Raw genomic sequence first — 25899 nt, forward strand, 5'->3', positions numbered from 1 at the left:
CAGCTCAGTTGTTTTCGGGATAACCGGCGATGCTGGTTCGCGTCAGCTGCCAGTGGACTTCGGACACGTCGGAGGCCTTGAAGGCAAGCACGATCTGCCGGCTGCGGCGCGGGCCGCCAAGGCCGGCGAAATAGATCGATTCCTCGACTTCCGGCACCACTTCGCCTGCAGTGAACACCCAGCTATCGGCCTGGTCGGCGGTCAGCACCAGGCGGTCGTGCTCGTCCTGCAAAAGGGTGATGTCGGGATGGACATGGAAGCGCACGGTGATGAAGTCGCGGCCATTGTTGCGGATCGCGGCATTGCCGGGGCGCTGGAACCGGTCCCTGCCGGCCAGCACATTGCCGTCCGACGACAGCTTCAGCTCGCGCTCATGCAGGAAGCCGAAACGCGGGACATAGCCGTCATGCCGGGCGATGAAGCCGTGAACGCCCTTCTGGTCGATACGCTTGCACTGCACATGCTGCGGGCCGCCGATCAGCGGCGAGCCGAGCAGGTCGTTGACCCGTATCGAATGGCTGAAGCGTGCCGAAGAGGTGTCGTTGATGGTGGCTGTCGAGTGCGCGGCGGTGGCGCGGGCCAGCGGCCGGAACTCGGCGGCGCCGTAGGTGTCGATGCCGGCATTGACGATGTAGTGCTGGCGGCCGGACGACAGTTCGAAGGCAAGGCAACCGGCGTGCGCGGCGTTAGAAACGTCGACCGGCGGCGGCAGGCCGGTGTCGGCGATGACGGTGACGCCGCCCATCGACAGCCGTTCATAGCCAGAATGCGGCGCGTGCAGCAGCGGCGCGCCGGCGGTGTCGTCATGGCGCAATATGGTGGCGATGCGGTCATGGATGGTGGCGCCCATGCCGTTGAAGCGGGCAAGGCTGCCGTCCTGGTGGCGGAAGAAGCGCAGCGCCGGCAACATGCGGTCGATGGCGCCGATCAGCGCCTGCGGCGGGGTTTCCGCCTGGTTGGCGTAGGTCTGGCGCAACGGAAGCAGATCGGCGAGGATTTCCAGCACCGCCATCGGATTGCGTGAGATATGGCCGCCATCGGCGAGGATCTGGCGGTTGAGTTCCTCGGCAAGGTTGCGGGTGGCGCCGCGCAGCGCCGAAGCCGGCGCCGGCAGGGAAAGCGCGGCGAAGGCCAGCGCGATGCGGGCACGCAGCCGGTCCTTGCCGTCGGGCATTTCGCGCGCCATCGACCTGAGGTAGCGGATCTGGACGGCCAGCGATTTCAGGAAGGCGCGATAGAAGGGGAATTCGGCACCCTGCAGCACCACGGAGGAATGCTGCAGCCAGGCGATGATGCGCTTGGCCGTCGTGCCGGGCTCCCAGGCGACACCGGCAATGTTGTTGCCATGCATGGCGATCCAGTCGGACACCAGCGCGCGGGCGTTTGCGGCGGCAAGCTCGGTGCCGGCGGCGCGCATGTGGCGAAGCCAGCGGAAGCCGTGCAGCGTCTTTTGCCAGCCATGATTGGGCACGTTGATCTGGAACGGCGATTTTCCGCCGGTCTCGACCAGATGCCCCGACAGGGGATAACGGCCGTAATAGATCTCAAGTGCGATCTGTGGGTCGGCGAGGCGCAGGTCCGGCGGGGCGATCAGGACTCGTTCGGGCGTGCGGCCGGAATAGCGCCAGCGATAGACCGGCCCGGCACGCAGGCGCCGGCGCGTCTTGCGCCAGAACTCCTTCGCGACAAGCGTCCAAAGACGCGTCGTGTTGCTGGCAACGAGTGCCAAAAGCCCTCCTGGTCGTCCTCTACCCCGGCGCCGAGTTTACATGATTGAACGACTCGTGCGAAGGCGAATTCCGGGGAATGGGTCCGGTGCCCCATACCCTCCCTAAAAAAGTCAGCAAATCCTGTGAGTTAAGTGGTTAGTCGGCTCGTCGTATGCGGGCGGCGAAGAAGCCGTCCAGACCCGAGCGCTCCGGCGCGCCGAGGTCGAGATCGGCGGGCGTGGTGCGCAGCGTGCCTTGCGCAGTCAGGAACGAATCGATGCCGGCGATCTCGCCTTGCCGCAGCGGATCGTCAACGGCCGCCGGCGTCCCTTTGAGGAAAGCGCGATAAAGCTCCTCGCCTTCGAGCGGGTCGAGCGAACAATTGGAAAAGACGATGCGGCCGCCGGGTTTGACCAACGTGACGGCGCGGGCGAGCAACCGTTTTTGCAGGTCGGCGAGCTTTTCGACATCGGCGGCCGTCTTGGTCCATGGCACGTCGGGATGCCGACGCACCGTGCCGGTCGACGAGCAGGGCGCATCGAGCAGCACGGCGTCGAACAGTTCCGCTGGCTCGTATTTGAGCAGGTCGGCCTGGACGATGTCTGCCGACAGGCCAAGACGCTCGAGATTCTGCGCCAGCCGCGCCAGCCGGTTCTTCGAGGTGTCGACGGCGGTGACCTTGGCGCCGGCGAGAATGAGTTGGGCGGTCTTGCCGCCCGGTGCGGCGCAGAGATCGGCGACGCGCAATCCGCTGACATCGCCGAACAGCCGTGCGGGCAGGCTGGCCGCGGCATCCTGGACCCACCAGGCGCCTTCCGCGAAGCCGGGCAGTTCGGTGACGGCGCCGGCAAGATTTTCCACGCGCACCGTGCCGGTCGGCAGGATGATGCCGCCGAGTTTTTCGGCCCAGAGTTCGGGGTCGGCCTTGACCGAGAAGTCGACCGGCGCCTCAACGCGATGCGCTTCCAAGATCTGTCTGGCCTTCTCGTTGCCGTAGGTGGTCTTCAGCCGGTCGGAAAACCATTTTGGTGCTTCGTCGGTGGCGGCAAGGGCCGCAGGCAGCTCGGTTTCCTTGGCACGCGCCAGCGTGCGCAGCACGCCGTTGACGAGGCCGGAAAAGCGCTGCGTGCGCGGATCGGACTTGGCGTGCGTCACCGCCAGGTCGACGGCGGCGCTGTCGGGAATGTCGAGGAACAGGATCTGCGCCGCCGCCACATGCAGTATGTGCGACAGCGCAGTGGCGTTGGGCGGCAGCGGCTTCTCCAGCCTGCGCGCCAGCAGCCCTGTGATGGTCATGCGGAAGCGTAGTGCGGTGACCAGGATGGCGCGCACCAGGCCACGGTCGCGCAAATCGAGCGCCTTGTATTGCGGGTGGCCGTTCTCGTGGTCGGTCAGGCCGTCGAGCGGCGTCCTGGCATCGATGACGGCGGCAAGCAGCCGCGCCGCTGCCTTGCGGGCGGCAAGACCGGCGACGAATTCACCGCCGTCCCTATGGTCCTGATCGCCTGAGCCTGGGCGCCGAGGTGCCGCCACGCTCACGACCACCGGCCCTTAGGCCCGGTCGGGTTGCGACCCCACGGATTGGCCCTCGGTTCGGCCGGTTCGGCCGGCTGCTCGGGCTGCGCTGCCTGGCCCCACGGGCCGGACGGCTGCTGTTGTTCCGCCTGCGGTTGCATTGGCGTCTGGCGCGGCGCCGTCCGCGATGCACCGTCGCCCATCTGTCGCGCCATCTCCTGCAACGCTGCGATGCGGTTGTCGGTGCTCGGGTGGGTGGAGAACAGACTGTCCATGCGCTCGCCGTGAAGGGGATTGATGATGAAGAGATGCGCCATCGCCGGATTGCGCTCCGCATCGGGGTTCGGGATGCGTTCTGCTCCACGGGCGATCTTGTCAAGGGCGGATGCCAGCCACAGCGGGTGTCCACAGATTTCGGCGCCACGCCGGTCGGCCTCGTATTCCCGGGTGCGGCTGACCGCCATCTGCACGACCATGGCGGCAAACGGCGCCACGATCATCGCCGCCAGCACGCCGACAAAGCCGAACGGGTTGTTGTTGCGGTTGCCGCCAAGGAAAAAGGCGAAATTGCCGAGCATCGAGATGGCGCCGGCAAAGGTGGCGACGATGGTCATGGTCAGCGTGTCGCGGTGCTGGACGTGGGCGAGCTCGTGCGCCATCACAGCCGCGACCTCTTCATGGGTCAGCCGCTGCAACAGGCCGGTGGAGGCGGCGACCGCCGCGTTCTGCGGGTTGCGGCCGGTGGCGAAGGCGTTGGGCTGCGGATTGTCGATCAGATATGTTTTCGGCATCGGCAGCCCGGCCTGCTTGGCCAGCGCCTGGACGATGGCGTAATATTCCGGCGCGTTCTTCTCGTCGACCTCGACGGCGCGGTTCATCGACAGCACCATCTTGTCGGCGTTCCAGTAGCTGAACAGATTGGTGCCGGCGGCGACCACCAGCGCGATCATCATGCCGCCCGAACCGCCGATCAGAAAGCCGACGCCCATGAACAGCGCCGTCATCGCGGCAAGAAGCATGGCGGTGCGCAAAGTGTTCATCGTCTGCTCCTGTCCAGATCGCGGTTAAAGGGGGTCGATCCCTGTCGGTTCATGGCTATATGATGGGAAACGCCTGCCCCTGTTTCAATCCGATTGAGATATCGCATGAACGACGAAACCAGTAAAACGCCTGCCGGCCCGGATGACGCGCCGCCAAAGGAGTTGACGCTTGCCGCCCGCCGCGCGCTGGCGGAAGCGGAGGCAAGGCGCACGGATTATCGTAAAAAGGAAGCCGCGCTGCCGAAGGAGATCGGCGGCCGTGGCGGCAAGGAGCCCGGCCGCTACGGTGACTGGGAAGTCAAAGGCCTGACCAGCGACTTCTAAGGTATGTTGATATTCAGGTGAGGCCGGCCTGCAAGCGTTGGTTCCCTGCGCTTCCGGTGCTCACGTACTTTAGTACGCTCCGCTCCGGTTCTCGGAAACCATCGCTTTCGACTCGGCCTGACCTGAATCTCAACACACCTTTGGACGGGCGTTGCCTACATCGTTAGGCAGCGTTGCGCTGTGCTTCGAGCGCCAGCCAGCCGCGCTCGTCGATGGTGATGCCGACATTGTCATAGCCCGCGATCGCGGCATGCGGCGTTTGCATCGGGTGTGCGTGAGTGGCGTTGATCACCATGACCGAAGCTTGCGCGGCCTCGGCTGCTGCGATACCGGCCGGGGCATCCTCGAACACCAGGCAGTCGCGCGCATCGACGCCGAGCCGTTGTGCGCCAAGCCGGAAGCAGTCGGGCGCCGGCTTGCCACGGGAAACGTCTTCCGCCGCAACGATGACCGCAGGGACAGGAATGCCGGCAGCCTGCATGCGTGCAAGCGCCAACGAACGTGGTGCCGAGGTTACGATCGCCCAGCTTTCGGCCGGCAGCGCCTTGAGAAACGCCACGGCGCCGGGGATCGGGAGAATGCCATCCAGATCGGCGGCCTCGGCCTTCAGCAGCAGGTCGGCCTCATGCGCCGGGTCGACGCCGGGAAGGGCTAGGTTGGTGATGGTCTCGATCGCCCGCACGCCGTGGATGGTCGGCAGGAAGGCGGCGACGTCGAGGCCGTGCCGGCGTGCCCAATCGCTCCACACCCGCTCCGCCGAGGCGATGGAATTGATCAGGGTGCCGTCCATGTCGAAAAGAAAGGCGGCGAATTTTCTGCCAGCAAACATGATTTTCCTTGAAATCCGGGGAGTGTGTCGAGGGAGGATGCAACCGTAACGTCAAGGCGCTGACATGGAAAGGCACGAGGCGTATTTTGGGACGATCCAGGGAACCACGGCACAGCTGCGACGTTTGAGCAAAACTATTTTCCATGGAGATCGAAGGGGACCTGCAATGCTGATCCGGCTCGGCTACGAAATAGCCATCGAATGTATCGAAGCCACTCCGGTGATTTCGCTGCTCGAGATCCACAAGGACAGGCAGGCCGACATCAAGCGGCAGACGCGGGTGCTGACATCGCCTTCGGTGCCGACCAAGCTCTACCAGGACCTGCATGGCAATGGCTGCCGCCGCTTCACCGCACCTGCCGGCACCTTCCGTATCCTCTACGATGCGGTGGTCGAAGACAGTGGCGAGACGGACGCGGTCAACACACTGGCGAGGGAAGTGCCGGTGGCTGAATTGCCCGACGAGGTGCTAGGCTATCTCCTTGGCAGCCGCTATTGCGAGACCGATCACCTCAGCAGTCTCGCCTGGCAGTTGTTCGGTCATCTTCCCTCCGGCTGGGCGCGGGTGCAGGCGATCGTCGACTATGTCCACAACCGGCTGTCGTTCGGCTACGGCTATGCCCGTTCGACCCGCACAGCGGCGCAGGCGCATGAGGAACGGGTCGGCGTCTGTCGCGACTTCGCCCATCTGGCGATCACGCTCTGCCGCTGCATGAACATTCCGGCGCGCTATGTGAACGGCTATCTCGGCGACATCGGCGTGCCGGTCGATCCGGCGCCGATGGATTTCTCGGCCTGGATGGAAGTGTTCCTCGACGGCAAGTGGTACACGTTCGATCCACGCCACAACCAGCCGCGGACCGGCCGCGTCGTCATCGCGCGCGGCCGCGACGCCACTGACGTGCCCTTGCTACACAGCTTCGGCCCGCACCGGCTCAGCCTGTTCAAGGTGTGGACCTATGAACAGCAAGGCAATCTGTTCAACCCGCCCCATCACGGCATCGACAGGACGGCCAGCGCGCAGATGCTGGCGTAGGGTGTGTTGATGTTCAGGGGATGCTGGTCTGCAAATGGCCTGATCCGATCCTGCGGGACAGATGGTCCGCTTCGGCACACAAGTGATGTGCCGCAACAGGACGTCGTCGGGTATGCCGCGATCCATGGGTCCAACATGGTAAGCGCTTCGTAAACGAAACTGCGTTGATGGTTTCGCATTTACCGGTCATTCACCTTCCTGCAGGCCGGAACCAAACAAAAACAATACATTAGCTGTTAACCGCCTGCTTTGTGAGGGCTGCGACGTCATCCGGCTGGAATCCTGCATTGCGTCTGTTGCGGCGACGAGGCCGAGGCAAGCGGAGGCAGTTGGAGATGCGAAATTACGGGGGTCTTGTTCACGCGGTCGGCGGGTTCACCAGAGATCGCGGTGGAAATTTCGCGGTCCTGTTCGGCTTTGCTGCCTCGGTCTTGGCGCTAGCGGGCGGCTTCTCGGTCAACATCTCACAGCTCTACAATGCCAGATCGAGCCTGCAGAGCGTGGTCGACGCAGCGGTGACATCGACAGCGCGCGACCTGACGACCGGGGTCATCAAGGAAGCCGACGCCAACAAGGCAGTGCAGAATTTTCTCGTGGCCAACAGCACGGCGGGCATTCTGCAGCCCGACCAGATCGTGCTCGACAAGCTGATCGTCGACAGGACCGCCAACACAGTGCAGGCGGACGTCCATGTCGATGTCGCCCTGTTCTTCCCGATCTTTGGGATGGGCGACATGAAACGCGTGACGGCGTCGACGACATCGCTTTATTCAGACAAGACCATCGAAGTCGCGATGATGCTCGATGTGACCGGATCGATGGCGGCCAACTGGTGGGCCAAGACCGACAAGATCGGCGACCTGCAAGCCGCCGCTTCGACGGCTGTCGAGAACCTGCTGGACAACAACATCGATCCAAAGAATCCACGCGTGCGTGTGGCGATTGTTCCCTATGCCGAAGCGGTGAATACGGGCGGCCTCGCGGACAGCGTTTTCGTCGAGCAGGCAGGAGGTTTGAACCTGCCGCCGCCAGTGGACACGCCGATCCCGGCGGGCTCATCGGCGCCCTCGCGGCCGGATAACTGCGCCACCGAGCGCAAGGATAAGGACGGCTATGCCGATTATTCGTCCGATGGGCCGTCGACGCCGCGCCTGAACAATCAGGGCAAGACCTATCTCGCCAAGGTCAACCGCGATGATCGCATGGGGATCTGTCCGAAGCCGGGGCTCATTCCGCTGTCGGCCGACAAACAGAAGCTGCTCGACACGATTGCCGGCTTCAAGGCGGCTGGTGTGACCGCAGGCGGCATCGCCGTGCAATGGGGCTATTACATGCTTTCACCCTCCTGGCGCTCGACCATCGTCGACGCCCGGCTGGGCGCCGGCCCCGCCAATTTCGACAACAGGAAAGTCGGCAAGGTCGCGATCCTGATGACGGACGGCCAGTTCAACACGGCTTTTGCCGGCGGGCGCGGCGCGCCCCGATCGCAGAATGCCGGCCAGATGTCACGAAGCAATGCCGAAAGCATTTGCGACAACATGAAGCGCGACGGCATCGAGATTTTCACCATCGGCTTCGACCTCGACGATCCGTCGATGACATCGACAGAGCGGGATCAGGCAAAGAGCGTGCTTCAGGATTGCTCGACCGCGGACACGTCTAACCTGAAACATTATTACGAGGCGGCCACGGGCTCCGAGTTGAACGAGGCATTCAATGCCATCGTCCAGAACATCGAGCGGCTGACCATCGCCAAGTGAATCTGGAACCGGATGGTCTTGGCGCCTCGGCGCAAAAGGAAAAGGCCGCCGCTTCTTTCGAAGCCGGCGGCCTTCCGTGTTTCCGTCCGTGGCGCGGCCTGTGGCGGCAACCCCTTGGGGTTACCCGCCGCGCATCTCGCGCCTTAACGGGAAGACTGCTTCCCGAAAGTGCAATCCTGCGAGGCCACGTTCTGGAAAACGAAATCACTCGACATCGGATCACCTCCTTTCGATTTGTTGAACACATAGACATGATGGGGTGCGTCGCAGCAAATGACAAGATGCCGGGCTGAAAAAGGCGCCCAGCCGAAAAATGCCGCCCAGCCGGGTCCGCGTGCCTCGGCTTGCGATCCACAGCCCAAACGGACAAGATCGTCCCATCGGGCCGTGGGGAAGGAGCATGGACGCAACCGAAAGAGCCGCGCGCATTGTCAGAACCGTGATCGAGGCGCTGAAGCCGGGCTTTGCCGTCAGGCTGTGGACCGGGGAACGGATCGGTCCCGCCAGTGGTCCTGTGCTTGCCATCAACGACCAGGACATCGTCTGGCAGTTGGCCCGCCGGCCGAATTTCTCGACGCTGCTCGAAATGTGGATTTCCCGGACGATCGACGTCGAGGACGGATCGCTGTTCGATCTCTACGCCTTGCCTTCAAAGGGCAAGCTGAGGTTGAAGGCTTTGCCGAAGCTGGCGATCCTTCGCGACCTGCCCGCCGTCCTGTTCTCACGACGACAGATGACGAAACGGGCCGATCTGGCCGGCCGCAATCCTTTCGTCAGCGGGTCGAACAAGCAGGCGATCGAACATCACTACGACATTTCGAACGCCTTCTACCGGCTCTTCCTCGATGAGCGCATGGTCTACACCTGCGCTTATTTCACCGATTTCGCCAATGGCATCGACCAGGCGCAGCAGGACAAGCTCGACCATATCTGCCGCAAGCTCAGGCTGAAGCCGGGCGACCGGCTGCTCGACATTGGTTGTGGCTGGGGCGCGATGCTGATCCATGCCGCCAAACACTATGGCGCGATCGGCCATGGCGTCTCGCTGTCGGAGGAGCAGACCCGGCTGGCGCGCGAGCGCATCCGCACTGAGGGGCTGGAGGACAAGATCACGATCGACATCAAGTCCTACACCGAGCTCGACGGCAGCTACGACAAGATTTCATCCATCGGCATGTTCGAGGCCGTCGGCCTCGCCAACCACGCGACCTATTTCTCGACCGTCCACCGGCTGCTGAAGCCGGGCGGCATCTACCTGCACCACGCCATCACAAGGCGCGGCAAGGGCGGCACGCGCAAGACGCTGCGCAAGGGCGCGGAATACAAGGCGCTGATCAAATACATCTTTCCGGGCGGCGAGGTCGACACGATCGGCATGACAACAGGCAATCTCGAGGCGCATGGTTTTCTCATCGCCGACGTCGAGAATCTGCGCGAACACTATGCCCGGACCTGCAGGCTGTGGGCCGAGCGCCTGCAGGCCCGCTTCGATGAGGCGATCGCCGAAGTCGGCGAACCCAAGGCGCGGCTGTGGCTGCTTTACCTGACCGGCTGTTCGATCACCTTCGACCGTGGCTCGGCGCAGATTTTCCAGACTGTGGTGACCAAGCGCGCGCGGGGCCCGAGCGGCCTGCCGCCGACGCGGGCGGATCTGTACCGGTAGCGCTAGCTCTCGCCTTACTCGGCGATACCAAGCGAGGCGATGTAAGCCGCCGAAGCGGGGATCTTGGACTTGTCCCTGATCTCGATGATGAGGCGCGGATTGCTTTCGAGTTTCGCCAGCGCGGCAAAGACCGAGCGCCATTGGATTGTGCCTTCGCCGAGGCTCCAGTGACGATCGGCGTAGCCGTCGGCATCCTGCAAATGGATGTGCTGCAGGCGGTTGCCGGCAGCATGCACATAGTAATCAACCGGCGGGGCACCGGTCGAGCCATGGGCATAGTAGGCGTGGCCAGTGTCTATCGATACGGCAACCGCGGGGGAGTTGAAGCTGTCGGCCAACGCCACGCGGATATGCGGATCCTTGTCCTCGATGTTCTCCAGAACCATCGTGCAACCGATGTCCTGCGCCCGCCTGACGGCATCGCGTAAGGTGAGCTGGCAATACTCGACGATTTTCTCGCGCTCGCCGGGATTGTTGTCGAGATTGTTATAGGACCAGGTCGTGTAGGGGCTGTGAACGACCATATGCGTTGCGCCGATGGCGGCGCAGACCTCGATACCCTGGACCAGGCGCTTGCTGACGACATCGCGAATATCGGGGTCCTGCGAGGCAATGGTGAAGCCCCAGAAAGGTCCGTGAATCCCGAGTCGACCCTGATGGCCGTCGAGAAGTTTTGTGGCGCGGGCGGCGAGCGGTGCCCAGTCGCCGTTGAGAACACTTGCCTCGGCAAAGCTCTGCAATTCCAGGTCGCGCTGCTTTTCGAAGAGCCAGTCGCGATGGATTTCGAGGTCGTCCAGGGTCATGGCGGCGCCAAGAACGGGCAGGGAAGTCATAGGCACTCCGATTGGTGTGATTTCAAGGTGTCGGGCGGCAAGACGGATCGCGCCGAGGGGCTGTATGACGCCGTTTTCTGTCATGCGTATTACACGCTGCGCCAAACCTGCCGCGAGGTGCAGGGATCATGCCGCAGCCATATGGCCTGGCGTTTGCGGTATGATTTAGACGAAGCGCATCGGCGCGCCGATCTCGACGCGGGCCGGCTGGTCTACCGTGCAATAGACGCCGAGATTGTGGGCGTTGTGACGGACCAGGTTGCGCAGGATACCGGGATCGGTGTCGAAGCCGTCCTGGCCGATGATGGTGAAGCCGCAGCGGCGGCATGGCTCGGAGATGGTCACCAGCAGGTCGCCAATGGCGAGTTTTCGGCCGATCCATTCGGTTTCCGGAAACGAGCCTTCGACCGCTGCCATGTCGACGACGATGTTGGGGCGGAAGCGGCGCGGGTCGGCGGCGCCATCCGGGTGCAGCGCCTTCAAGCGCGCCAGCGAGGCCGTGGTCAAGAGATGGATCGGCGCCTTGGTATAGCGGGCCGCGGTGACCGGACCGGCATAGGCCGGCGGCGCGTTCTCCCGGCCGAACGGCCGGATCGAGGCGGCGAAGCCGAGATAGGCCGATATGGCGCTGTCGCATTCGGCGCCGGGTGCGCTCAGCCAGTCGCCGTTGGGGATGGCGACCTCCAGGTCGCGGTCATTGGTCAGCCGGGTGCGGATGCGCGGCACCTTGTGCCATTTCGCCTCGCGGTCGGGTCGGGCAATCTCGTTGTCCGAGGTATCGACGAGGCCGTACATGCGGTCGCCCGCCATGCCCGCCGGTCCAACCACGACCGCATCCTGACGCTCGCCGGCGAGCGAACTCGCCGGATAGCGCCACAACTGGGTGACAGAGCCCAATGCCGCCTCGTCCCGCATCAGCCCTTCTTGTTCTGCCGGTTGGCGATGAGGTCGTCGACGACGGCCGGATCGGCGAGCGTCGAGGTGTCGCCAAGGGCGGCAAAATCATCCTCGGCGATCTTGCGCAGGATGCGGCGCATGATCTTGCCCGAGCGCGTCTTGGGCAGGCCGGGCGAGAACTGGATCTTGTCGGGCGAAGCGATGGCACCGATCTCCTTGCGGACATGGGCGACGAGCTCCTTGCGCAACTCCTCGGTCGGCTCCACGCCCTTCATCAAGGTGACATAGCTGTAGATGCCCTGGCCCTTGATGTCGTGGGGATAGCCGACGACGGCGGCCTCCGAGACCTTGTCATGGCTGACAAGTGCGGATTCGACTTCGGCCGTGCCCATGCGGTGGCCGGAGACGTTGATGACGTCGTCGACGCGACCGGTGATCCAGTAATAGCCGTCGGCGTCGCGGCGGCAGCCGTCACCGGTGAAGTATTTTCCCTTGTAGGTGGAGAAATAGGTCTGGATGAAGCGGTCGTGGTCGCCATAGACGGTGCGCATCTGGCCGGGCCAGGAATCGGTGATGCAGAGATTGCCGTCGGCGGCACCCTCCAGCACCTTGCCTTCGCCGTCGACCAGCTGCGGCTTGACGCCGAAGAAGGGCCGCGTCGCCGAGCCTGCCTTGAGGTCGGTGGCGCCGGGCAGCGGCGTGATCAGGATGCCGCCGGTCTCGGTCTGCCACCATGTGTCGACGATCGGCACCTTGCCGTTGCCGACGACGTTGAAATACCACTCCCAGGCTTCCGGGTTGATCGGCTCGCCGACCGAGCCGAGCACACGCAGCGACTTGCGTGAGGTCTTCGTCACCGGATCGTTGCCGGCGCCCATCAGGGCGCGCAGCGCCGTCGGCGCGGTGTAGAAGATGTTGACCTTGTGCTTGTCGATGACTTCCCAGAAGCGCGACTGCGACGGGTAGTTCGGCACGCCTTCGAACATCAGCGTGGTAGCGCCGTTGGCGAGCGGGCCATAAACGATGTAGCTGTGGCCGGTGACCCAGCCGACATCGGCGGTGCACCAGTAGATATCGCCGTCGTGATAGTCGAAGACATATTGGTGCGTCATCGAGGCGTAGACGAGGTAGCCGGCGGTGGTGTGCAGGACGCCCTTCGGCTTGCCGGTCGAGCCCGAGGTGTAGAGGATGAACAGCGGATCCTCAGCCTTCATCTTCTCCGGCTTGCACTCGGCCTTCACCGTTGCGACTTCATCATGGTACCAGAGGTCGCGGCCGGGCGCCCAGCCGATCTTGCCGCCGGTGCGGCGCACGACGATGACGTTCTTGACCATCACATGCTGCCTGGCGGCGATGTCGATGGCCTTGTCGGTGTTTTCCTTCAGCGGGATCGGCTTGCCGCCGCGCAGGCCCTCGTCCGATGTGATGACGAAGGTCGATTCGCAGTCGACGATGCGGCCGGCCAGCGCGTCGGGCGAGAAGCCGCCGAAGACGATCGAATGGATGGCGCCGATACGCGTGCAGGCGAGCATCGCATAGGCGGCTTCCGGGATCATCGGCATGTAGATGGTGACGCGGTCGCCCTTCTTGACGCCGTGCTTCTTCATCACATTGGCGAGCCGGCAGACATGCTCGTAAAGCTCGTTGTAGGTGATTTTCTTGTCGTCGTAGGGGTTGTCGCCTTCCCAGATGATGGCGGTCTGGTCGCCGCGCTTCTTCAGGTGGCGGTCGATGCAGTTGTAGGAAACGTTGGTCAGCCCGTCCTCGAACCATTTGATCGAGACCTTGCCGTCGAAGGAGGTGTTCTTGACCTTGCTGAAGGGCTTGAACCAGTCGATGCGCTTGCCGTGCTTGCCCCAGAACTTGTCCGGATTCTTGATGCTGTCGGCATACCATTTCAGGTAGGTCTCATTGTCGATCAGCGCTTTTTTCTTCCACGCCGGCTGGACGCGATGGACATGAACCTCGGACATTCCTGACTTTCCTCCCGAACCAATCCGCCAGCTTGAAACGCCGGCGGGATCGCGGCGACGCAGCCGCGAATTCGGCGGCATTATTACCAGTTCCGCCGTGACGGCAACATTAGACGTTGGATTCGCGCGGCGGGATGCCGCAGGGGCATTGTCATCCGTTGTCAGCACTCGGCTCAGCTCGCTGCTAACTGTATGTTTTCGCGTCGAAAAGCCTGTTTCGATCAGGAAAAATCAATAGACAGTTAAGCAACGGCGCGCACAATCTGACGTTGGGAGGAAAGGAGACTCAACCCGGGACCGCCCAAGGGGGCCACAATGCGCGACTATGCCGAAATGGACCTGATGCTCAAAGGCTATGGCCTGACCACGGCCAAGATTCTCTATCATTTTCCCGATCATCCGCATCTGCTGCAGAGCTTCATCTGGCAGGACTACGACCTCGCTCCGCAGTTTCCGGTACTGATCAAATTCATCGAATTCTGGAAGGCCAAGCTCGACGGGCCGCTGCATTCAGTCGTCTATACGCACCAGAAGCTGATCGCGCCGAATGAATGGCGCAAGGTGGATGGCGAGTTCGTGCTGCATTAAGGGCAGTAGTGCAGGCATTTTTATCGATTGCTAGTGATTGGCGGAAACGCCCATCGCTTCGTCATCCACGGGCGAAGCAAGGAGCGTAGCGACGCGGCGCAGACCCGAGGATCCATGCCGGGACTCCAACGCGTCACCACGCTGCGGAATTCTGCTCCGCTGCACTTTACGGTCAAGGTCGCGGCATGGATCCTCGGGTCTTCGCGACGCCGCTTCGCGGCTGCTCCGCCCGTGGATCACGAAGTTGAGGGGCTTCGGCTACTCCCCTATGTCTATAGCGGTCCCGGAGCATAGGACCGCGACTTAATCACACCGGCGGTGGGTTCAGCCGGGCAAAGCCTTCCTGCCGCCGATAGGGGAAGTACGGGTAGGGCGCTGTCACTTCGCTCGCCGCATCGAGTTTTTTCACCTGATCCGGCGTCAGCGACCAGCCGACGGCGCCGAGATTCTGGCGCAGTTGTTCCTCGTTGCGGGCGCCGATGATGACCGAGGAAACGGTCGGGCGTCGCAACAGCCAGTTGATGGCGATCTGCGACACGGTCTTGCCGGTTTCCTGCGCCACCGCGTCAAGCGCGTCCATCACACGGTAGAGATGTTCGTCCTCGACCGGCGGACCGAAATCTGCCGTGTCGTGCAGCCGGCTCTTTTCCGGCAGAGGCTGGCCACGGCGGATCTTGCCGGTCAGGCGGCCCCAGCCGAGTGGGCTCCACACCAGCGCGCCAACGCCCTGGTCGATGCCGAGCGGCATCAGCTCCCATTCATAGTCGCGGCCGACCAGCGAGTAGTAGACCTGATGCGCGGCGTAGCGCGGGTAGCCGTGCTTATCGGCTTCCGCCAGCGACTTCATCACTTGCCAGCCGGAGAAGTTGGAGACGCCGACATAGCGCAGCTTGCCGGCGCGCACGAGGTCGTCCAGCGTCGACAGCACCTCTTCGATCGGCGTACCCGCATCAAAGGCATGCAGTTGCAACAGGTCGATGTAGTCGGTGCCAAGGCGCTTCAGCGCGGCGTCGACGGACTTGATCAGACGCGAGCGCGATGAGCCGTAGTCGGCCGGTCCATCGCCCATCGGCAGCGAGGTCTTGGTCGAGATCAGAACGGCATCGCGGCGGCCCTTGATCGCTTCGCCGAGCACCTCTTCGGAAGCGCCGTTCGAATAGACGTCGGCGGTGTCGAACAGATTGACGCTGGCCTCCAGGCAGATGTCGATCAGCCGCCGCGCTTCGACGGCGTCGCTGTTGCCCCAGGCGCCGAACAGCGGGCCGGAGCCGCCAAACGTTCCCGCTCCGAATGAAAGCGCCGGCACTTTCAGGCCCGATGCGCCAAGACGCCGATAATCCATGGTTTTATCCTTTCAATTGCAATTCCAGGTCAGGTGCCGGTCTGCTCAGTTCCCGATCAGTTGGCCAAGGTCGATGGCCTCGGCCATGGCGCGGTTTCCCTTCTCACCCGGATGCAGATGGTCGCCGGAATCGAATTCCGGCAGCAGGCGTGCCGGATGCCTGGGATCGCGAAGCAGCGCATCGAAGTCGACGACGACGTCGAAGGCGCCACTGGTTCGGATCCAGTCGTTGACCTTCTGGCGCAAGGCTTCCTTCTCCGGTGTGTAGTAACCCTCGAGTGGAGTGCCGCTCAGCGCGCCCTCGAAAGGTGTCAGCGTGCCGCCGAGGATGATGAGATTGTGGGCGTGAGCCTGGGCGGCGAGCTGCTGATAGCCGTCGGTGAGTGCCGCCAATGACGGCAGGGATTTTCCAGACACAAAGGGCGTGCCGGGCCAGCTGATGTCGTTGATGCCGATAAGCAGCACCACCGCCTTGGCGCCGGGCTGGGCCAGCACGTCGCGTTCGAAGCGGGCCGATGCCTTCATGCCCATCGCGTCGTCGAGCAGCCGCGCGCCTGATATGCCCGCGTTGAGCACCGCAATATGCTTGGAAGCCAGGCGCTTTGCCAGGAAATCCGGCCAGCGATTGTCGGCGTCCAGCGTGGCACCATTGCCGTCGGTGATCGAATCGCCGATCGCGATCACCGCGCCATCATTTGCCGGCGCATCCACCAGGATTTCGCTCACCAGGATGCGCGCATCGGTGGTTTGCGCGGCGGCGATCGCGTGGGAAGCCGTCTGGTTGCCGTCACCGATGTAGGCGGTCTGCTTGCCGTCCCAGTGGAAGGTGGAGATCGGCGTTGCCTGAGGCAGATAGATCGATATGGACAGATGGCTCAAGGCGTCGAGGGGCAGGTCCACCGGATCGCTGACCAGAGGCGCGCCCGCCGGAACCATTGCCTTGGTCTGGCCGCCGAAGGTCACGACGTGGTCGGTGCCGGCGACGATTTTCGAACCCTCGCCAGCAATCGCGGCATGCGTTTCACCGATTTGGGTCGGTGTGTCGGTATATTCGTTCGACAGCACGATGCGGAATTGCTTGCCGCCAATGCTGGTGCGGACCGTCTGGCGTATGGTCTGGTTCTCAAGCTTCGGCGCTATCTTCACCGGCAAGGCGAAGTCGGGACCCCATGTCGGTTGCGGGCTGGCGGTCCAGGTGCCGACCCAGTCCTGTCTTTCGCCTGACATTGCGGGGTCGGCCATCAAAATGGTCGCCAAGACGAGCGCGGCGAGGGCCAAACGCTTTGCCGCAAAGGTGGTGATGGTACGGCGCATAGGATGTTTCATTGGGGCTCTCCTCTTGGGTTCTACCTTCCGTCATGCCGAAGGTAGGGTTCGGGCCTGCCGTCACTCTATGGATGCGGGGCGAGCAGCAGCCGGGACCAGCCGCTCTTCATGTCTGTCGAGACGCAGTGCCAATCCCGCCACGCCGAGCGCTGCGACCGGCAGCAAAGCGGCGACCCAGGTGAGGGAACCGAGCCCCATTCCATGGGCGATGACCGCGCCACCAAGCCAGGCGCCGGCGGCGTTGCCGAGATTGAAGGCGGCGATGTTGAAGGACGAGGCAAGGCTCTGGCCGGCCCCTTGCGCCTTGTCCAGCACCCACATCTGCAGCGGCGCCACGGTGGCAAAAGCGGCGGCACCGAGCAGGCCGACATAGATCACGGCCATGACCTGGCTGTGGATGGCGAAGCTCATGGTTGCGAGCACCAGGGCCAGCACGACGAGGCTGCCCAGCACGGCGGGCACCAGCCAGCGGTCGGCGACCTTGCCGCCGGCGAGATTGCCGGCGATGAGACCGCCGCCGAAGACGAGCAGAATCGGCGACACGGCGGCTTCCTTGAAGCCGCTGATCTCGGTCAGCAAAGGCGCGATGTAGGTGAAGACGGCGAAAACGCCGGCATAGCCGAGCACGGTGGTGGCGAGGCCGAGCAGGACGGGCGTACGGCGCAGCACGGCGAGGTCGGCGCGCAAATCACTCTTCTCGGGTGCCTCCTGGCTGCGCGGCACCAGAGCAAGGATGACGGCGAAGGCCGCCAGGCCGACCAGGGTCACTGCCCAGAAGGTCGCACGCCAGCCAAAGGCCTGGCCGAGCCAGGTGCCGAAGGGCACGCCGAGGATGTTGGCGATGGTGAGCCCGGTGAACATCAGCGCGATCGCCGAAGCCTTCTTGTTGGGCGCGACCAGGCCGGTGGCGACGACCGAGCCGACACCGAAGAAGGTGCCATGGGCAAAGGCGGTGATGACGCGGGCGCCCATCAGCGTCCAATAATCGGGGGCCAGCGCACAGGCGAGATTGCCCAGCGTGAAGATCGCCATAAGCGCCAGAAGCACGGTCTTGCGTGGCCAGTTGCCGGTGGCGATGGTCAGCAGCGGCGCGCCGATGACGACGCCGAGCGCATAGCCCGAAATCAGCTGGCCGGCGGCCGAGATCGAGACGCCGAGATCCTTGCTGACATCGAGCAGCAGGCCCATGATGACGAATTCGGTGACACCGATGCCGAAGGCACCGGCGGCGAGGGCGTAGAGAGCAAGAGGCATGGCTGTTTCCACTTCCAAGACGGCCCGTTAAGGCGACGAGCGCCTTGTCCAACCCGCGCCCCGACCCCTGAGATCGTGTCGCCATGCACTGTGAACCAGACTTGCATTGGGCACATTTTCTGTGAAATAGATTCACAGATGGCAAGATCCGACATCAACCGCTCCGGCGAGATCGAAGTTTTTGTCCGCGTCGTTGAGGCGGGCAGTTTTTCCGCCGCGGCGCGTGCGCTGCGTATGACGCCATCGGCGGTGAGCAAGCTGATCGCGCGGCTTGAGGCCCGGCTTGGCGCGCGGCTGGTCAGCCGGTCGACACGCAAGCTGCAGCTGACGCCGGAAGGGTCGGCTTTCTACGATAGCGGATTGCGCATCCTGGCGGACATGGCGGCGGCCGAGCGCGAGGCGGCGGCGGGTGCTGCACCTCGTGGGCGGCTGCGCGTCAACACCTATGTGCCGTTCGGGGTGCACCGGCTGATCCCGCTCTTGCCGCGTTTCCTCGAACGCTACCCCGAAATATCGGTCGATCTGGTGCTGACCGACAGCGTCATCGACCTGATGGCCGAACGCGCCGACGTTGCCATCCGCGCCGGTCCGCTCGGCGAATCACGGCTGGTGGCGCGCAAGCTCGGGCAGAGCCCGGTGGTGGTGGTTGCGGCACCCTCCTATCTCGAAACGCATGGCATACCGCTGGCGCCGGCCGATCTCGACAGCCACAACCGCATGGGCTTCGGCTTCGTCAGGCATATCGACGGCTGGCCGTTCCGCGACGCGGAGGGCCGCGCGGTCATGATCCCGATCACCGGCAACACGCTGGTCAGCGATGGCGAAGCGATGCGGCTGATGACGCTGGCCGGCGCCGGCATCTCCAGGCTGGCGCGCTGGCATGTGGCGGCCGATATCGCCGCCGGCCGGCTGGTGGCGCTGCTGGAGGAGTTCAATCCGGGCGACGAGGAGGCGACCCACGCCGTCTATGTCGGCCAGGGCCGGCACTTGCCGGCGCGGGTGCGGGCCTTTCTCGATTTCCTGGCCGAGAACGCGCGGCTCTGACGAAGCGCGGCTTTCAAGGTCTGTTCGACAACCCAATTGGGGCAGGATATGGAATCCCGTCCGGTTATTGCAGGCGCCTCGGCGCCCCGGCTCCGGGAGCGTTGGCAATTCAGGAGGCGTGAGTTGGTCCGCTTGTCCTTGGTCGCGGCATCCCTCCTTGCCATCGCGACATGGCTGCATGCCCCGACAATCTCCGAGGCCGCCGAGGTCGCCAAAGCAGCGGCACCTGCTGCAAACGCCAGCGATGACAACGTCAAGCAGCTCCTTTCCGTGGCTTTGGCTGAAACCGAGGATTTCTGGGGCGCCACCTTCAAAGCTGGTGGATCGACCTATGAGGAGCCCAAGCTGGTGCTGTTCACCGGCTTCATCGCTACCGCATGCGGTCCTGTTTCAGGGACATTGTACTGCGCGCAAGACCACAAGATTTATCTCGACCCGGCGTTCCCCGAGCTTCAACAGATCGGTTTGACGGGAGATTTCGCCAAGGCGTTGATTCTCGCCCGAGAGGTTGGGCATCATGTGCAGACCATCTCGGACGTTCCGCACGCCGCTGTCACCGACGGCGACCAGGAAGCCGCCATCGTCCGATCGGAACAGATGGAGCTCCAGGCCGATTGTTTTGCCGGACTATGGAGCCGCTATGTCCAGGACAAGGGGCTCCTGGAAGACACCGATCTGACTGAGGCCAGGCAATTGCTTCGATCTCTTGGAGATGATCAGCCCGCCAATGCCTCCAGAAATTCGACGGCAAATAGGTACGGCACCTCAGAACAGAGGATCCGCTGGTATGATCGCGGCCTTGCCGGAAAAGCGATCGCGGACTGCAATACCTCTGACAATCCGCTTTGATACCGAGCCCACCCATCGCCGGGTGAGCGCCATCATTGGCCGACGAGCCTCAATGCTGCCCTTATGTTCTCAATGACGGTGCCGATATCCGATCGCCCGGAGGTGTATTCTCCATCCGGGTCGTAATATGCGTCTCGCAGCCGCTCCAAACGAGAAATGACCGCGGCTCCATAGTCATGTGCCGTACCGGCGACAACGACCTTTTCAAATTCGCCTCTCGCGGCACTGACCGCGCCGACGCAGACCTTCCAATCGTAAGGGCTGGCAGAAGCCGCGGTTTGGCGAGCAGCCATGATCGCGACAATCCTGTCTCGAAATTCCTCGGCGGATGGTGCCATCATCGCCCCTGACATCCCGGCATGCTGCTCCGGCGGCATGATGGTAGCCGCGAAATCGTGTCCGGTACAAGGCGACCTTGCGGCCTTCATAAAGCGCGAAAAAGCCGCGCGCCCGAAGGGCACGCGGCTTTCCGGAATTCGCGTCGGAGACGGATTATGCCTTCGGCACGAAGGGCGCAGGGCGCCGGCCAGCCGCCTGGCGCTCGAGCATCCAGCCGGGATATTCGGCCGGCAGCGCGCTGACCTCATCGAGCTTGGCGAGATCGTCCGCATCGAGCTCCACTTCAGTCGCGGCGAGGTTCTGTTCGAGCTGATCCATACGGCTGGCGCCGATGATGACGCTCATCACGAAAGGCTTGGCCAGGACATAGCCGAGCGCCACCGTGGCGACGCTGACATCATGCTTCTTCGCGATCTCGCGCATGACGGCGACGGCCGCCCAGGCACGGTCCTCGTTGACCGGCGGGAAGTTGAAGGACGCGCGGCGGCCCTCGCCATTACCGGGCGCGCCGGGGCCGTATTTGCCGGAGAGCAGGCCGCCGGCCATCGGCGACCACACCATCAAGCCGAGTTTCTCCTCGTTGATCAGCGGCACGATCTCGCGTTCGAGGTCGCGGCCGGCGATCGAATAATAGGACTGGATGGTCTCGAAACGGGCAAGGCCCTTGCGGTCGGCGATGCCGAGCGCCTTGGCGATCCGCCACGCCGCCCAGTTCGACACGCCGACATAGCGGACCTTGCCGCTGGCAACGAGATCGTCGAGCGCTCGCAGCGTCTCGTCGATCGGTGTCACCGTATCGGTGCCGTGCAACTGATAGAGATCGATGTGACCGAGTTGCAGCCGTTCGAGGCTGGCATCGACCGCATCCATGATGTGGCCGCGCGACGAGCCGCGGTCATTCGGCCCGTTGCCCATGGCGCCATGCGCCTTGGTGGCGATCACCACGCTCGATCTGGCGACGCCGAGATCGCGAAGCGACTGGCCGAGCAGACGCTCGGACTCGCCGAAGGAGTAGACGTCGGCCGTGTCGAAGAAATTGACCCCGGCGGCGATCGAGCGGCCGACGATCTCGTTAACGCCCTTCTGATCGAGGCTGGCGATCAGGCCCCATTGGGCATTCTGGCCGGCGGCGCCGAAAGTCATGGTGCCGAGGCACAGTTCGGAGACGAACATCCCCGTATTTCCAAGCTGGTTGTAACGCATGGCGAAGGCTCCAGGAGACTATGTGATGACGCCAAACAAATAGGAACGGTACGTTTCGTTTCCAGTGGTGGTGTAGCCACCTTGCCAAACTGGACCAACACCTGCGGTTTGTTAGCGGCTCCCAAAAATCGCCGAGCCAACCCGCACGCTGGTGGCGCCGAAGGCGATGGCCGTCTCATAGTCGCCGGACATGCCCATCGACAGTTTTGCGACGCTGGCCTCACGCGCCAGTTTTTCCAACAAGGCGAAATGCGGGCCAGGATTCTCGTCGGCCGGCGGAATGCACATCAGGCCTTCGATGGCGAGGCCGTGGACATCGCGGCAGCGGGCGACGAAGGCGACGGCGTCGCGGGGTTCGATGCCGGCCTTCTGCGGCTCGGAGCCGGTGTTGACCTGGACATAGAGTTTTGGAGCGCGGCCTTGCCGGGCAATTTCCTTGGCGAGTTCGGCGGCGATTTTGTCGCGGTCGACCGTTTCGATGACGTCGAACAGCGCCACCGCTTCCTTGGCCTTGTTCGATTGCAGCGGGCCGATCAGATGCAGTTCGATATCGGCAACGGCCTGCTTCAGATCAGGCCATTTGCCTTGCGCCTCCTGCACGCGGTTCTCACCGAAGACGCGTTGGCCGGCCTCGATCACCGGCTGGATGTCGGCGGCGTCAAAGGTCTTGGAGACGGCCACCAGCGTCACTGCGTCGGCTTCGCGGCGGGCCTCCTGCTCGGCGGCGGCGATCTTCGCCTTGACCGCGAAAAACTGCTGAACGGTGTCACCCATATGCAAATCCCGCTGTTTTGACTCGCGTTTTTAGCCGCCGCGATACCCATATGGTTGACGGGTTTGCCAAACCATGGTGAACACCCGGACCACATTCCCTGAACCGCCGAGCTGTCGCCCGCGGTTCGCGCCTGCTTTTAAGTGAAAAACGTCCCATGGCAACCGAACGATACAATCCGCGCGCGTCAGAGCCCAAATGGCAGAAGGCCTGGGCCGAAAAGAAGCTGTTCGAAGCGCACAATGACGACCCGAAGCCGAAATACTACGTGCTGGAAATGTTCCCGTACCCGTCGGGGCGCATCCACATCGGCCATACCCGTAACTACACGATGGGCGACGTGGTGGCGCGCTACAAGCGGGCCAAGGGGTTCAATGTGCTGCACCCGATGGGCTGGGACGCCTTCGGCATGCCGGCAGAGAACGCGGCGATGCAGAACAAGGTCCATCCCAAGGAATGGACTTATCAGAACATCGCCACCATGCGCGAGCAGCTCAAGGTCATGGGCCTCTCGCTGGACTGGGCGCGCGAATTCGCCACCTGCGATGTCGACTACTACCACCGCCAGCAGATGCTGTTCCTCGATTTCGTCGAGAAGGGGCTGGTGACGCGCAAATCCTCCAAGGTCAACTGGGACCCGGAGGACATGACGGTGCTCGCCAACGAGCAGGTCATCGACGGGCGCGGCTGGCGCTCGGGCGCGCTGGTCGAACAGCGCGAGCTGACGCAGTGGTTCTTCAAGATCACCGATTTCGCACAGGACCTGCTGGATTCGCTCGACGGCCTCGACGAATGGCCCGAAAAAGTGAAGCTGATGCAGCAGAACTGGATCGGCCGTTCGGAAGGCCTGCTGATCCGCTGGCCTCTGGCTGTCCCAGATGCTGGCAAGATTGGCGACGGCGAGCATGAGCTGGAAGTCTACACGACGCGGCCCGACACCATTTTCGGCGCCTCCTTCATGGCCGTCGCAGCTGATCATCCGCTGGCCAAGAAAGCCGCCGAGAACAATCCGGAACTGGCGAAGTTCATAGAAGAGATACGCCATATGGGCACTTCGGTGGCAGCGCTGGAGACGGCCGAGAAGAAGGGTTTCGACACCGGCATCCGCGTCGTCCATCCTTTTGACGACAGCTGGACGCTGCCTGTCTACGTCGCCAATTTCGTGCTGATGGAGTACGGCACCGGCGCTATCTTCGGCTGCCCGTCCGGCGACCAGCGCGACCTCGACTTCGCCAACAAATACGGCCTGCCGGTGATTCCGGTGGTGATGCCCGAGGGAGCCGACGCGAAGACCTTCCAGATCACCGAGGAAGCCTATGTCGACGACGGCGTGATCATCAATTCACGCTTCCTCGACGGCATGGAGCCGGACCGCGCCTTCGACGAGGTGGCGAAGCTGCTGGAGCAGAAGACGATCGGCAACCGGCCTATGGCCGAGCGCAAGGTGAATTTCCGCCTGCGCGACTGGGGCATTTCGCGCCAGCGTTACTGGGGCTGCCCGATCCCGATGATCCATTGCGAGGCTTGCGGCGTGGTGCCGGTGCCGAAGGCCGACCTGCCGGTCAAGCTGCCGGACGATGTCGATTTCGACCGGCCGGGCAATCCGCTCGACCGGCATCCGAGCTGGCGCCATGTGAAGTGCCCGCAATGCGGTGGGGATGCGCGGCGCGAAACCGACACGATGGACACGTTCGTCGATTCGTCCTGGTATTTCGCCCGCTTCACCGCGCCCTGGGCGCATGAGCCGACCGATCCCAAGGCGGCCAATGAGTGGCTGCCGGTCGACCAGTATATCGGCGGCATCGAGCATGCGATCCTGCATCTACTCTATTCGCGCTTCTTCACCCGCGCCATGCGCGAGACCGGCCATGTCGATCTGGCCGAGCCGTTCAAGGGCCTGTTCACGCAAGGCATGGTGGTGCACGAGACCTACCGCGTCGGCTCGGCTTCGAATGGCCGCTGGCTGGCGCCGACCGAGGTCAGGCTGGAGGGCGTCGACGGCGAACGCCGCGCCTTCGACATCGCCACCGGCGAGGCGGTCACCATCGGTCCGCTCGAGAAGATGTCGAAGTCGAAGAAGAACACGGTGAGCCCGGAAGACATCACCGACGGTTACGGCGCCGACACGGCGCGCTGGTTCATGCTGTCGGATTCGCCGCCCGAGCGCGACGTCGAATGGACCGACGATGGCGCCGCCGGCGCGCATCGCTTCATGCAGCGCATCTGGCGCCTGGTGTCGACGGCGGCCGAGACGCTGGCAGGCGTCAAGCCGGTCGCCGCTGATGCCGGCGAGGCGGGAGCGGTCTCGAAGGCCACGCACAAGATCCTGAAGGCAGTCGGCGAGGACATCGAGAAGCTCGGCTTCAACCGTGCCATCGCCCGCATCTATGAACTGGCCAATTTGCTGACCACGCCGCTCAACGCGGTGGCGGAAGGCAAGGCCGATCCGGCACTGCAAGGCGCCTGCCGCGAGGCGGTGGAGATCCTGGTGCATCTGGTCGCGCCTGTCATGCCGCATCTGGCCGAAGAGTGCTGGGAGACGCTCGGCGGCACCGATCTGGTCGCCGAACGGCCGTGGCCAGTCTTCGATCCGGCACTGGTCGTCGACAATGAAGTGACCTATCCGGTGCAGGTCAACGGCAAGAAGCGGGGGGATTTGACAATTGCCCGCGACGCGGACCAAGGTGCGGTCGAAAAAGCGGTATTGGCTCTCGACTTCGTGCAGAAAGCGCTCGAAGGTAAGGCTCCGCGCAAGGTGATCATCGTGCCGCAGAGGATCGTCAATGTCGTTGCCTGATCGGGAAAAGACAGAGCTGAGCCGTTTGCTGCGCCGCGCCGCGCTTGCCGGCCTAATCGGCTCGCTTGCGCTGGTTTCGGCCTGCACGGTGCGGCCGCTCTATTCCAACGCGCCTTTGTCGCCCGGCTCGAACGCGACAGCCAATTCCGAACTAGCGTCGATCGCCATCAAGCCGGTCAAGACGCGCTATGCCCAGCAGGTGCGCAACAATCTGATCTTCGGCTTCGGGCGCGGCGCCGGCGAACCGGCATCGCCGGTTTATTCGCTCGACCTCACCGTGACCGAGGCGGTCGAATCCTCGGCCCTCGTGCAGGTCCAAACCGATCAGGACGAGCCAACCGCCGGTTCGGTGACGCTGACCGCCAGCTATTCGCTGACGGACATGAAAACCGGCGCCGTCGTCACGGTCGGCAAGCGCGCGATCACCTCGTCCTTCGACAGGCCGCGGCAGGAATTTGCCTCCTACCGGGCGCAGATCGACGCCGAAAATCGCGCCGCGCGCGAGCTGGCCGAAGCCCTGCAACTGTCCATCGCCCAGGATCTGGTCCGGCACGGCAAGAAGACTGGCTAGCGCCACTTTTCCTGTCACGGAAGACGCCATCTCGGCCCGCTTTGCGCTGGCCGAGAGCTCCTTCTTTTTAGCCTCACGCATGTCGATCAGTGGATGATCATGGGTGAGGATCGTCGGCTCGAATCCGGCTCGTCCGCCGTCGCTGCGAAAGATGCATTTCGGTCGCTCCAAAGGCGCTGACGGGAAGCAACTGTTAACCACTCGCTCCCTATTGCTCAGCAGACGGTTCAGCGTG

General features: G+C 63.5%; 22 protein-coding genes. 9 read left to right on the forward strand and 13 right to left on the reverse strand.

Annotated features, from left to right (window positions below):
- Positions 1–4: 4 nt before the first annotated feature.
- The 3 genes from AC1DX4_RS18135 to htpX all read right to left on the reverse strand — a co-directional run bounded on the left by AC1DX4_RS18135 (position 5) and on the right by htpX (position 4264).
- Positions 5–1729: a heparinase II/III family protein gene (locus AC1DX4_RS18135; protein WP_477221597.1), complete on the reverse strand. Its 1725-nt coding sequence runs from the start codon at positions 1727–1729 to the stop codon at positions 5–7.
- Positions 1730–1865: 136 nt separating this feature from the next.
- A complete protein-coding gene (locus tag AC1DX4_RS18140) occupies positions 1866–3248 on the reverse strand; it encodes an RsmB/NOP family class I SAM-dependent RNA methyltransferase (protein WP_477221598.1) in 1383 nt (460 codons plus the stop codon).
- Positions 3245–4264, reverse strand: coding sequence for a zinc metalloprotease HtpX (gene htpX, locus AC1DX4_RS18145; RefSeq protein WP_477221599.1), 1020 nt, complete (start codon positions 4262–4264; stop codon positions 3245–3247). The genes AC1DX4_RS18140 and htpX overlap by 4 nt, the downstream gene beginning before the upstream one ends.
- Before the next feature lie 105 nt (positions 4265–4369).
- Here htpX and AC1DX4_RS18150 point away from each other — a divergent pair, with 105 nt between their 5' ends.
- Positions 4370–4588 (forward strand): DUF1674 domain-containing protein, encoded by a 219-nt coding sequence (locus AC1DX4_RS18150; RefSeq protein WP_477221600.1) that lies wholly within the window; start codon positions 4370–4372, stop codon positions 4586–4588.
- A 163-nt stretch (positions 4589–4751) separates the two neighbouring features.
- Here the strand turns inward: AC1DX4_RS18150 and AC1DX4_RS18155 are convergent, their stop codons facing one another.
- Entirely contained in the window at positions 4752–5417 is a 666-nt protein-coding gene (locus AC1DX4_RS18155) for an HAD-IA family hydrolase (RefSeq protein ID WP_477221601.1), read from the reverse strand.
- 166 nt (positions 5418–5583) lie between these two features.
- On the opposite strand from AC1DX4_RS18155, the gene AC1DX4_RS18160 reads away from it, so the two are divergent.
- From AC1DX4_RS18160 to AC1DX4_RS18170, 3 genes are all read left to right on the forward strand, one after another.
- Entirely contained in the window at positions 5584–6453 is an 870-nt protein-coding gene (locus AC1DX4_RS18160) for a transglutaminase-like domain-containing protein (RefSeq protein WP_477221602.1), read from the forward strand.
- 335 nt (positions 6454–6788) lie between these two features.
- A complete protein-coding gene (locus AC1DX4_RS18165; RefSeq protein WP_477221603.1) occupies positions 6789–8213 on the forward strand; it encodes a pilus assembly protein TadG-related protein in 1425 nt (474 codons plus the stop codon).
- 400 nt (positions 8214–8613) lie between these two features.
- On the forward strand, positions 8614–9876 hold the full coding sequence (locus AC1DX4_RS18170; RefSeq protein ID WP_477221604.1) for a class I SAM-dependent methyltransferase: 1263 nt from the start codon (positions 8614–8616) through the stop codon (positions 9874–9876).
- Between the two features lie 14 nt (positions 9877–9890).
- Here AC1DX4_RS18170 and AC1DX4_RS18175 read toward each other — a convergent pair whose 3' ends face one another.
- From AC1DX4_RS18175 to acs, 3 genes are all read right to left on the reverse strand, one after another.
- Positions 9891–10709, reverse strand: a complete 819-nt coding sequence (locus AC1DX4_RS18175) for a sugar phosphate isomerase/epimerase family protein (protein ID WP_477221605.1) — start codon at positions 10707–10709, stop codon at positions 9891–9893.
- A gap of 165 nt (positions 10710–10874) precedes the next feature.
- On the reverse strand, positions 10875–11624 hold the full coding sequence (locus AC1DX4_RS18180; protein WP_477221606.1) for an MOSC domain-containing protein: 750 nt from the start codon (positions 11622–11624) through the stop codon (positions 10875–10877).
- The gene (gene acs / locus AC1DX4_RS18185; RefSeq protein ID WP_477221607.1) at positions 11624–13579 is read right to left on the reverse strand and encodes an acetate--CoA ligase; all 1956 of its coding nucleotides are present in this window, start codon (positions 13577–13579) and stop codon (positions 11624–11626) included. Before acs ends, AC1DX4_RS18180 begins: the two co-directional genes overlap by 1 nt.
- Before the next feature lie 315 nt (positions 13580–13894).
- Here acs and AC1DX4_RS18190 point away from each other — a divergent pair, with 315 nt between their 5' ends.
- Positions 13895–14167: an usg protein gene (locus tag AC1DX4_RS18190; protein ID WP_477221608.1), complete on the forward strand. Its 273-nt coding sequence runs from the start codon at positions 13895–13897 to the stop codon at positions 14165–14167.
- 307 nt (positions 14168–14474) lie between these two features.
- Here the strand turns inward: AC1DX4_RS18190 and AC1DX4_RS18195 are convergent, their stop codons facing one another.
- Genes AC1DX4_RS18195 through AC1DX4_RS18205 form a run of 3 tightly spaced genes read right to left on the reverse strand, consistent with a single transcriptional unit; the run spans position 14475 to position 18089 of the window.
- The gene (locus AC1DX4_RS18195; protein ID WP_477221609.1) at positions 14475–15509 is read right to left on the reverse strand and encodes an aldo/keto reductase; all 1035 of its coding nucleotides are present in this window, start codon (positions 15507–15509) and stop codon (positions 14475–14477) included.
- A gap of 45 nt (positions 15510–15554) precedes the next feature.
- Complete coding sequence (locus AC1DX4_RS18200) at positions 15555–16835, reverse strand: SGNH/GDSL hydrolase family protein (RefSeq protein ID WP_477221610.1); 1281 nt, start codon at positions 16833–16835, stop codon at positions 15555–15557.
- 60 nt (positions 16836–16895) lie between these two features.
- On the reverse strand, positions 16896–18089 hold the full coding sequence (locus tag AC1DX4_RS18205) for an MFS transporter (protein ID WP_477221611.1): 1194 nt from the start codon (positions 18087–18089) through the stop codon (positions 16896–16898).
- A gap of 138 nt (positions 18090–18227) precedes the next feature.
- On the opposite strand from AC1DX4_RS18205, the gene AC1DX4_RS18210 reads away from it, so the two are divergent.
- Both AC1DX4_RS18210 and AC1DX4_RS18215 read left to right on the forward strand, forming a co-directional pair.
- Positions 18228–19133, forward strand: coding sequence for a LysR family transcriptional regulator (locus AC1DX4_RS18210; RefSeq protein WP_477221612.1), 906 nt, complete (start codon positions 18228–18230; stop codon positions 19131–19133).
- A gap of 123 nt (positions 19134–19256) precedes the next feature.
- A complete protein-coding gene (locus AC1DX4_RS18215) occupies positions 19257–19982 on the forward strand; it encodes a neutral zinc metallopeptidase (RefSeq protein WP_477221613.1) in 726 nt (241 codons plus the stop codon).
- A gap of 32 nt (positions 19983–20014) precedes the next feature.
- On the opposite strand, the gene AC1DX4_RS18220 is transcribed toward AC1DX4_RS18215, so the two are convergent.
- The 3 genes from AC1DX4_RS18220 to AC1DX4_RS18230 all read right to left on the reverse strand — a co-directional run bounded on the left by AC1DX4_RS18220 (position 20015) and on the right by AC1DX4_RS18230 (position 22298).
- Positions 20015–20443, reverse strand: coding sequence for a hypothetical protein (locus tag AC1DX4_RS18220; protein ID WP_477221614.1), 429 nt, complete (start codon positions 20441–20443; stop codon positions 20015–20017).
- Between the two features lie 31 nt (positions 20444–20474).
- Entirely contained in the window at positions 20475–21524 is a 1050-nt protein-coding gene (locus tag AC1DX4_RS18225) for an aldo/keto reductase (RefSeq protein ID WP_477221615.1), read from the reverse strand.
- 111 nt (positions 21525–21635) lie between these two features.
- Positions 21636–22298: a YggS family pyridoxal phosphate-dependent enzyme gene (locus AC1DX4_RS18230; RefSeq protein WP_477221616.1), complete on the reverse strand. Its 663-nt coding sequence runs from the start codon at positions 22296–22298 to the stop codon at positions 21636–21638.
- Between the two features lie 155 nt (positions 22299–22453).
- On the opposite strand from AC1DX4_RS18230, the gene leuS reads away from it, so the two are divergent.
- Positions 22454–25093 (forward strand): leucine--tRNA ligase, encoded by a 2640-nt coding sequence (gene leuS / locus AC1DX4_RS18235; protein WP_477221617.1) that lies wholly within the window; start codon positions 22454–22456, stop codon positions 25091–25093.
- Positions 25080–25664: an LPS assembly lipoprotein LptE gene (locus AC1DX4_RS18240; protein WP_477221618.1), complete on the forward strand. Its 585-nt coding sequence runs from the start codon at positions 25080–25082 to the stop codon at positions 25662–25664. Before leuS ends, AC1DX4_RS18240 begins: the two co-directional genes overlap by 14 nt.
- The last annotated feature ends 235 nt before the right edge of the window (positions 25665–25899 follow it).

The organism is Mesorhizobium sp. P3_A8 (genome assembly GCF_056402995.1).

Excerpts from the sequence above, each read along its gene's own strand:
- htpX (WP_477221599.1), bottom strand. The coding sequence starts at position 4,264 with ATGAACACTTTGCGCACCGCCATGCTTCTTGCCGCGATGACGGCGCTG.
- AC1DX4_RS18150 (WP_477221600.1), top strand. The coding sequence starts at position 4,370 with ATGAACGACGAAACCAGTAAAACGCCTGCCGGCCCGGATGACGCGCCG.
- AC1DX4_RS18155 (WP_477221601.1), bottom strand. The coding sequence starts at position 5,417 with ATGTTTGCTGGCAGAAAATTCGCCGCCTTTCTTTTCGACATGGACGGC.
- AC1DX4_RS18160 (WP_477221602.1), top strand. The coding sequence starts at position 5,584 with ATGCTGATCCGGCTCGGCTACGAAATAGCCATCGAATGTATCGAAGCC.
- AC1DX4_RS18165 (WP_477221603.1), top strand. The coding sequence starts at position 6,789 with ATGCGAAATTACGGGGGTCTTGTTCACGCGGTCGGCGGGTTCACCAGA.
- AC1DX4_RS18170 (WP_477221604.1), top strand. The coding sequence starts at position 8,614 with ATGGACGCAACCGAAAGAGCCGCGCGCATTGTCAGAACCGTGATCGAG.
- AC1DX4_RS18175 (WP_477221605.1), bottom strand. The coding sequence starts at position 10,709 with ATGACTTCCCTGCCCGTTCTTGGCGCCGCCATGACCCTGGACGACCTC.
- AC1DX4_RS18180 (WP_477221606.1), bottom strand. The coding sequence starts at position 11,624 with ATGCGGGACGAGGCGGCATTGGGCTCTGTCACCCAGTTGTGGCGCTAT.
- acs (WP_477221607.1), bottom strand. The coding sequence starts at position 13,579 with ATGTCCGAGGTTCATGTCCATCGCGTCCAGCCGGCGTGGAAGAAAAAA.
- AC1DX4_RS18190 (WP_477221608.1), top strand. The coding sequence starts at position 13,895 with ATGCGCGACTATGCCGAAATGGACCTGATGCTCAAAGGCTATGGCCTG.
- AC1DX4_RS18195 (WP_477221609.1), bottom strand. The coding sequence starts at position 15,509 with ATGGATTATCGGCGTCTTGGCGCATCGGGCCTGAAAGTGCCGGCGCTT.
- AC1DX4_RS18200 (WP_477221610.1), bottom strand. The coding sequence starts at position 16,835 with ATGAAACATCCTATGCGCCGTACCATCACCACCTTTGCGGCAAAGCGT.
- AC1DX4_RS18205 (WP_477221611.1), bottom strand. The coding sequence starts at position 18,089 with ATGCCTCTTGCTCTCTACGCCCTCGCCGCCGGTGCCTTCGGCATCGGT.
- AC1DX4_RS18210 (WP_477221612.1), top strand. The coding sequence starts at position 18,228 with ATGGCAAGATCCGACATCAACCGCTCCGGCGAGATCGAAGTTTTTGTC.
- AC1DX4_RS18225 (WP_477221615.1), bottom strand. The coding sequence starts at position 21,524 with ATGCGTTACAACCAGCTTGGAAATACGGGGATGTTCGTCTCCGAACTG.
- AC1DX4_RS18230 (WP_477221616.1), bottom strand. The coding sequence starts at position 22,298 with ATGGGTGACACCGTTCAGCAGTTTTTCGCGGTCAAGGCGAAGATCGCC.
- leuS (WP_477221617.1), top strand. The coding sequence starts at position 22,454 with ATGGCAACCGAACGATACAATCCGCGCGCGTCAGAGCCCAAATGGCAG.
- AC1DX4_RS18240 (WP_477221618.1), top strand. The coding sequence starts at position 25,080 with ATGTCGTTGCCTGATCGGGAAAAGACAGAGCTGAGCCGTTTGCTGCGC.